General features: G+C 28.1%; 7 protein-coding genes. All 7 read right to left on the bottom strand.

Annotation, left to right across the window (positions count from 1 at the left end):
- Positions 1–231: 231 nt before the first annotated feature.
- The 7 genes from MBFIL_RS01525 to MBFIL_RS01495 all read right to left on the bottom strand — a co-directional run bounded on the left by MBFIL_RS01525 (position 232) and on the right by MBFIL_RS01495 (position 6,137).
- The gene (locus MBFIL_RS01525; protein ID WP_066970809.1) at positions 232–621 is read right to left on the bottom strand and encodes a type II toxin-antitoxin system VapC family toxin; all 390 of its coding nucleotides are present in this window, start codon (positions 619–621) and stop codon (positions 232–234) included.
- Positions 622–936, bottom strand: coding sequence for a hypothetical protein (locus tag MBFIL_RS01520; RefSeq protein WP_066970807.1), 315 nt, complete (start codon positions 934–936; stop codon positions 622–624). It lies immediately after the preceding gene.
- Positions 937–1,329: 393 nt separating this feature from the next.
- Complete coding sequence (locus MBFIL_RS01515) at positions 1,330–2,661, bottom strand: single-stranded-DNA-specific exonuclease RecJ (RefSeq protein WP_211261685.1); 1,332 nt, start codon at positions 2,659–2,661, stop codon at positions 1,330–1,332.
- Positions 2,651–3,049, bottom strand: a complete 399-nt coding sequence (locus tag MBFIL_RS01510) for a 30S ribosomal protein S15 (protein ID WP_066970803.1) — start codon at positions 3,047–3,049, stop codon at positions 2,651–2,653. Before MBFIL_RS01510 ends, MBFIL_RS01515 begins: the two co-directional genes overlap by 11 nt.
- A 237-nt stretch (positions 3,050–3,286) precedes the next feature.
- Entirely contained in the window at positions 3,287–3,844 is a 558-nt protein-coding gene (locus MBFIL_RS01505; protein ID WP_066970801.1) for an XTP/dITP diphosphatase, read from the bottom strand.
- A 61-nt stretch (positions 3,845–3,905) separates the two neighbouring features.
- The gene (gene ilvN / locus MBFIL_RS01500) at positions 3,906–4,388 is read right to left on the bottom strand and encodes an acetolactate synthase small subunit (RefSeq protein ID WP_066970799.1); all 483 of its coding nucleotides are present in this window, start codon (positions 4,386–4,388) and stop codon (positions 3,906–3,908) included.
- Positions 4,389–6,137: an acetolactate synthase large subunit gene (locus MBFIL_RS01495; RefSeq protein ID WP_066970797.1), complete on the bottom strand. Its 1,749-nt coding sequence runs from the start codon at positions 6,135–6,137 to the stop codon at positions 4,389–4,391.
- Positions 6,138–6,907: the final 770 nt, after the last annotated feature.

Here is a 6,907-nt window from a genome sequence, read left to right as displayed (position 1 = left end):
AAACCCCACCAAGAAAAAATAGAACCAATTGTAGAAGAAGTTTCTGAAATAAGAAAAAAATAAAGAAGCAATGTTTAATTTAAGGCAATTCTATAGAATCGATTAAATCCTTAACTTAACAGCTGTGATTAAAAAGCAGACTTTTTAATTAATTTTGAATAATTAATTATAGATTTCCTAAATATAATGCTGGTATTCTTTAATATAATTTATTAAATATTATTTAATAAGCTAATCTATTACTTTTATGTCTTTGAATATATGAAAGTCTTTATCAAAAGTAGCTATCTTTTTTATATCATTATTTATCATAACAACATGGCTTAAATTATCAAAAAAACCAACTGAATTAATAAAAGTATCTTTTAATCCTTGTTTATAATGAATAATATCCTCAAAAATTGTAATGTCCTGTGAATTGATTAAATAGTCATAAACTTTTTCTAGTTTTTCATCATTTTGATTTAATTTTCTAAGTACTGTCATTGTTTCATATATTACCATTTCACTAATTGCCTTTGGCTTATCTTTTATTATTAGAGCTATTTCTTTTGCCCTGTCATGATTTTGTATTTTAGGAACATGAAAATTAATTATAAAACTTGTTTCGAGGAATATCATTTAATACAATCCTTTTTTCATATGTATACTGTCTTTTAACTCTTTAACATCTATATTTTCTGCATTATCTACTTCAACAATCCCTACACTGTCATTAAAATTCAGTTTTTTATCTGGATCATAACCTATCATTTCATGGTTTATTACTCTTGATTTTATTTTTCCAGTATTTTCATGTTCTTTTCTATTTAATGCTTCATTTAAAAGCTCATTTATTATATTTTTTTGAGTAGTTCCTTTTTCAACTGCTAAAGTTTTTATTTTTATTAAAGTTTCTTTAGGCATTTTTATAGTAGTTGTAGTTTCAGTTGTCATAATTTTACTCCATTAATATTTATTAGAATGATATATTATTATATCAATGTATAAAAGTACATATATATTCTTATATATTTTTTATACTATTTATATTTTTAAAATTAAATTTTTCCAAATAATCAGAAGATTCATTGCTTAAGAACCTCTTAATATTAATTAATTTTATGTTTATCTTTATATAAATAATTATACATTTTTATGTATAACATATTTAGGTTATTATACATTTTTGTGTATAATAAAATCTTTAAAAATAGCTATTTTCTCTACCATAAAGAATAGAATATTAATGTAAAAAAAAGAATTAAGGATTAAATAGCTATTATAGCTATTATTATAGTTATGTAAAAATAGTTAAGAAATAAAAAGTGAATAAAGGAGAATAAAATATTATTTCTCTAATTGAGATGCAACAATATCATTTACAAGATGTAAAAATTCATCTTTATTCTTATGAGGTATCATTGCTCCAGCAGCAATGTTGTGTCCACCACCTTGACCGTGGAAATTAACTGATGCATCATGTAGTGCTTTTCCAAGGTCAACACCTTTGTTTACGAGTTCTCTTGTTGTTCTACCTGATATTTTAATATCTTTATGGAATCTGGATATTCCAATAACTGGTTTTTCAGAGTTTAGAATATTGATAAAGAGTCCAACACCTGCTAAAGTACCTATTATTGTTTTTAAAACAGGATCTTCTGAGTAAATGTATTGGATATGGTCAAGTTCAACTGCACCTTCTTTTCTAATCCATTCAAAACCTTTAACAAGGTTATTTCTATATTTATTTTGAATTTCAATAGCTGTTTCAAGTGCTTTGTCTCGTTCACCAAGACATAAACTTAATCCAAGTCCATATTTCTTACTTTTACCACAAGAATCAAGTATAGATGAGAAATCTTCTAAATCACGAAGTGCAGGTGAATCTTTTGGTGTTGAGAATACTTGTCCAAATATTTTAGGATTAACATCTATTAAGGCATCCTTTAGCACATCTTGTTCTTCACCACTTAAATCAGCGAATTTTATTCCATAGCTAATTCCTAATTTTTCTAAAAATGCCATTGATCCTTCAAAACTACCAGTTAAATCTGGAAGTCCAGGATCTAAGGTATATGCAATAGCTTTGTAAAGTGGTTCTTGGTTTTTAGATGTGATTTTTAAATCTTCATGTATTTCTAATTTTCCAGATTCCACAGCATCATTTAATATTAACTCGTTAACGCCAGTAAATCCATTAAGATGCTGCATATCTCCAAAAGCACCTATTAATGCAAAAATAGATAAATGATTTTTGTCTAGTTCTCGAACAACTAAGTATGATGCACCTGATCCACTTAGTTCTCTACTACCATCTACTTCAAATAAGTGTGGATTCACATGAACTACGTTTTCACTAGCTTCTGTATCATTAGGCTGGTGATGGTCTGCAATAATGACATCTGCTTTTAATTTATTAATATGGTTAATACAAGCGCTTCCCATGTCAGTAAAGATGAATAAGTTGTATTTTTCATTATGCAACTTTTCTATTGTCTCTTTTTTAAGTCGGGGGATCATGGTAACATGAAAGTTACCGCCCTCTTCTTTTATGGTGTTAGCTATTATAGCAGCTGCAGATATTCCATCTGCATCATTGTGAGATATTATTCTTATATTATCTCCATTTTTGATGTGCTTTTTCAAGACACGTCCTGCTTCATTAGCCCTATTTAACAAGGAGTGCTGCTTGTTTTGCGTCATATCTCCATCCTTCAGGTAATTCGCCTTCTCTGGAGTAATATTTACCTAATCTTCTAATTCTGGATTCTATGATTGTTAATCCTCTTTTAGTATGTAAATCTTTTGGATTTTCTTTTAGATGATCACGAATATTAACTGCTTTTTTAATTAAGTTCATTATATCTTCAGGATATTCTCCTGCCTGTTCATTTCTTTTTAAAATAGCTGTAATTTTCTCGCCAGTAACAGCTTTCACACTAGGAATTCCGTACTGATCTCTAAGAATAATTCCAATTTCACTAACTGTTTTTCCTTCACGATTAAATTTTAATATGAAGGATTCAATTTCTTCATTTGAGTATGCTACCCATTCTGGTTTAGTCATAGTTTATCTCCAAAATATTAATCACTGATTTCGAAAATCGAAGATTTTTCAAAATCTCTTCATAGACAATTTAGTCTATAAATAATATGTTATATTAGAATAAAAATTACTATTTAAAGTTTTAAAAATATTGATATTCTAGGATATTAATAGTTCTAGATTTAGTAATAACATAATTAATAATAACTCTAATATTAGTAATACTTTTAAATAAGCATTAAATTACCCATTAGCTATTTAATCATCAACTTGGTCTTTATACCAATTAATAAATAATTCTAATGAGTTTCTTCTGTGAGATATCTGGTTCTTATCATTGTCTGAAAGTTCACCAAAGGTTTGATCATACTCTTTCACATAAAATAAGGGATCAAAAGCAAAACCTTTGCTTCCTCTTTCTTCCAATGCTATTTCTCCACGTACTTTACCTAAAAAAATCTTGGGCTCTGAATTGGGGGCACAATACCCAATAACAGACCTGAACTCGGCAGTACGGTCTCGAATATCATTCATTAAATTTAAAATCCCTTGATTTCCAAGAGTTTCCTGAACATAAGATGAATATGTCCCTGGAAAGCCATTTAAAGATTTAATGAATAAACCAGCATCTTCAACAATAACAGATTTATTTAATTTCGAAGAAGCATATTTTGCACCTGCTATAGCCACATCCTCCAAAGTTCCTTGAACTTCAGTGTAGCCTAAGTCAATAGCTTCAAGTTTAATATCGAAATTTTCAAATATTTTTTCTGCTTCGTTAACTTTATGTTTGTTACTAGTAATAAATGTTATCATATTTCTACCTCTGATTTCGAAAAATCGAAGATTCTCCAAAATCTTATTTTATAGTTTTTTTTTAAATGTCTCTTTCTATGGCAGTTGATCCAGTTCTAGCTATTTTTTTAATTCCAAAACTTTTTAAAAGATTTATCAGTGCATTGATTTTACTTGGGTCTCCAGTTATTTCAATGGTTATGTTATTTTCACTTATATCTACTATTTTCCCTCTGAAAGTGTTGGTATATTGGATTATTTCTGCTCTTTTTCTTTCATCATCTGCTTTGACTTTAATTAAACACAGTTCTCTTTTTAATGTTTTTCCTGGATTTAATTCTCTGACTTTTATAATATCTACTAATTTATTCAGTTGCTTTGTGATTTGTTCAAGAACCTTTTCATCACCCTTTACAACAATAACCATTCTGGCTAAGTTTTCTGTTTCTGATCCGCCAACAGTTATACTTTCAATATTAAATCCTCGTCTTGTAAACAAGCTTGCAACATTTTGAAGTACTCCTGGTCTGTTTTCGACTAAAGTACTAATAACATGACTGTCCATTTAATCACTTACCTTATTTTCTATTTTGTATTCTCCAAGTATTTCGCTTATTCCACAACCAGGTGGAACCATTGGTAAATATTCGTCTTTATCAACAACTATATCTAAGAGAGTAGGTTCACCAGATTTTAAAGCATTTTTAAGAGCAGTTTCAGTTTCACCAGGTTTTTCTATTTTACAAGCATTTATGTTAAAACTTTCAGCTAATTTAACAAAATCAGGAGTGTTTCCAAGATCTGTATAAGATAATCGCTTGTTATAGAAAAGATTTTGCCATTGGTAAACCATTCCAAGTTTTCTATTATCAAACAAGCATATAACAACTGGAATATCATATTCTTTTATAGTTGCAAGGTCTTGACAGACCATTAAAAATCCTCCATCTCCTGTTATTGAAATAACATTATTTTCAGGCATTGCTACTTTAGCACCAATAGCTGCAGGGAAACCAAAGCCCATTGTACCCATTCCTCCAGAACTGATGAATTTACGAGGTTTATTAGTGTTAAAGAAATGGGCTGCCCACATTTGATGTTTACCAACATCAGTAGTTATTATAGAATCACTATCTAATGAATTAGCTATTTCTTTTATAACTTGTTGTGGTTTTAAAGGAATTTCATCATTATAGGTAACTCTTGGAATACAGCTATTTTTAAATGATATTGATTCATTGAACCAATCTTTAGCTATATTTCCAATACTATTACTTTTATCAGTTTCATTATTGTTTAATCCATTATTTTTTCCAGATAGTTGCTTTATTTTACTTACAATTGAGTTTAATACATGCTTGGCATCTCCAACAATTGGGATATCAATTTCCACATTTTTACCTATTTCTGCTGGATCAATGTCAATGTGAATAATTTGAGCATTAATTGCAAAATCAGCTATTTTTCCAGTTGTTCTATCTGAAAACCTTGATCCAATAGCTATTAAACAGTCACATTTATCAAGAGATAAATTTGCTGACATTCTACCATGCATACCAATCATTCCAAGGGAATGAACATCATCTTCATCAACTGCACCTTTTCCCATAAGTGTTGTAATAATAGGTGCATTTATAAGTTCAGAAAATACCTTAAGCTCCTCAGATGCATTTGATAAGATAACTCCTCCACCTGCCATAATAATTGGTTTTTTGGATGTTTTAATAAGTTCAATTGCCTTTTTTATCTGTTTTATATTTCCATTGACTGTAGGGTTGTATCCTGGTGTTTCATAGTTATTGGTTTCATAGTTACTTAATTCTTGCTCTTGAACATCTTTTGGAACATCAATAACAATGGGACCTGGTCTGCCACTTAAAGCAAGTTCAAAACTTGTTTTAACTATTGATGGAAGATCATCAGCATTTTTAGGTTGGAATCTATGTTTTGTAATTGGCATTGTAATTCCTATCATATCCACTTCTTGAAATGCATCATTTCCAATTAAATTTCGAGGAACTTGACCAGAAATAGCTATTATCGGTGAAGAATCAATGTTAGCAGTAGCTATTCCTGTAATAAGATTAGTAGCACCAGGACCTGATGTTGCAAGACATACTCCTACTTTGCCAGATGCTCTAGCATAACCATCTGCTGCATGTGCTGCAGACTGTTCATGTCTAACAAGTATATGCTTTAAATCTGAACCATAAAGCATATCATAAAATGGAAGAACTTGCCCTCCAGGATATCCGAAAATTGTGTCTACTCCATTTTCCATTAGAGATTTTATTATTGCTTCCCCGCCTTTCATTAAAACACCTACTTACTATTATTCATAATTAATTATAATTAAAAATTCAGTACTGTGATAAATTAAGTATTTAAACTAAATCAAGTATTTAATATATAATTATAACTAAAACGAGGTAATATTAGTAATTATAATTTATATAATATTCTACTAATTTATACATTTTATATTTAATATATCATAGTATTAAATCATAAAAAGAATTTAGTTTTCATGATATAAATTAATATTGATTGGAAAATAGCTATCAAACTTATGATAAGTATTGAAGTTTTTAATACTTATTTTTTTAATACTGGAAACTACTCATTGAACTTAAATTCGATAAAATGTTAAATCCCTCTGGGCTCATTTGTAGAATTTTTCAGTATAATGAAAAAGTTTCATATTTTTTGTAGAATTTTTCAGTATAATGAAAAAGAAGAAATATTTAAAAATATTCATATTATATCTGATTTTAAAAAATCAATCACATTTAAATGTTTTATTCCTTTCCTAGACATGTTAAAATCATCTAAACTTATAACATACTTAGGATAGTTATCTTTTATATTCATTAAAGGTTCAAATTCTCTTTTAATTGTTGATTCTTCAGAGAGAAAAACTGAAACTTGAATATAAATTGTTTTATTTTGTTTTTTACAAGGCTGTGCAACAATTCAAAAATCTAATTTTTTAAATTTTGTTAATTAACTTAAAATTACATTTATAGAATTATAATAAATAATATTATAAAAATAAACATAAATATTTAATAAAATTCTATTTTA

Origin of the sequence: Methanobrevibacter filiformis, from assembly GCF_001639265.1 — an archaeon.
GTDB classification, from domain to species: Archaea; Methanobacteriota; Methanobacteria; order Methanobacteriales; family Methanobacteriaceae; genus Methanacia; species Methanacia filiformis.
This window is presented reverse-complemented; position numbering and strand designations above follow the sequence as displayed.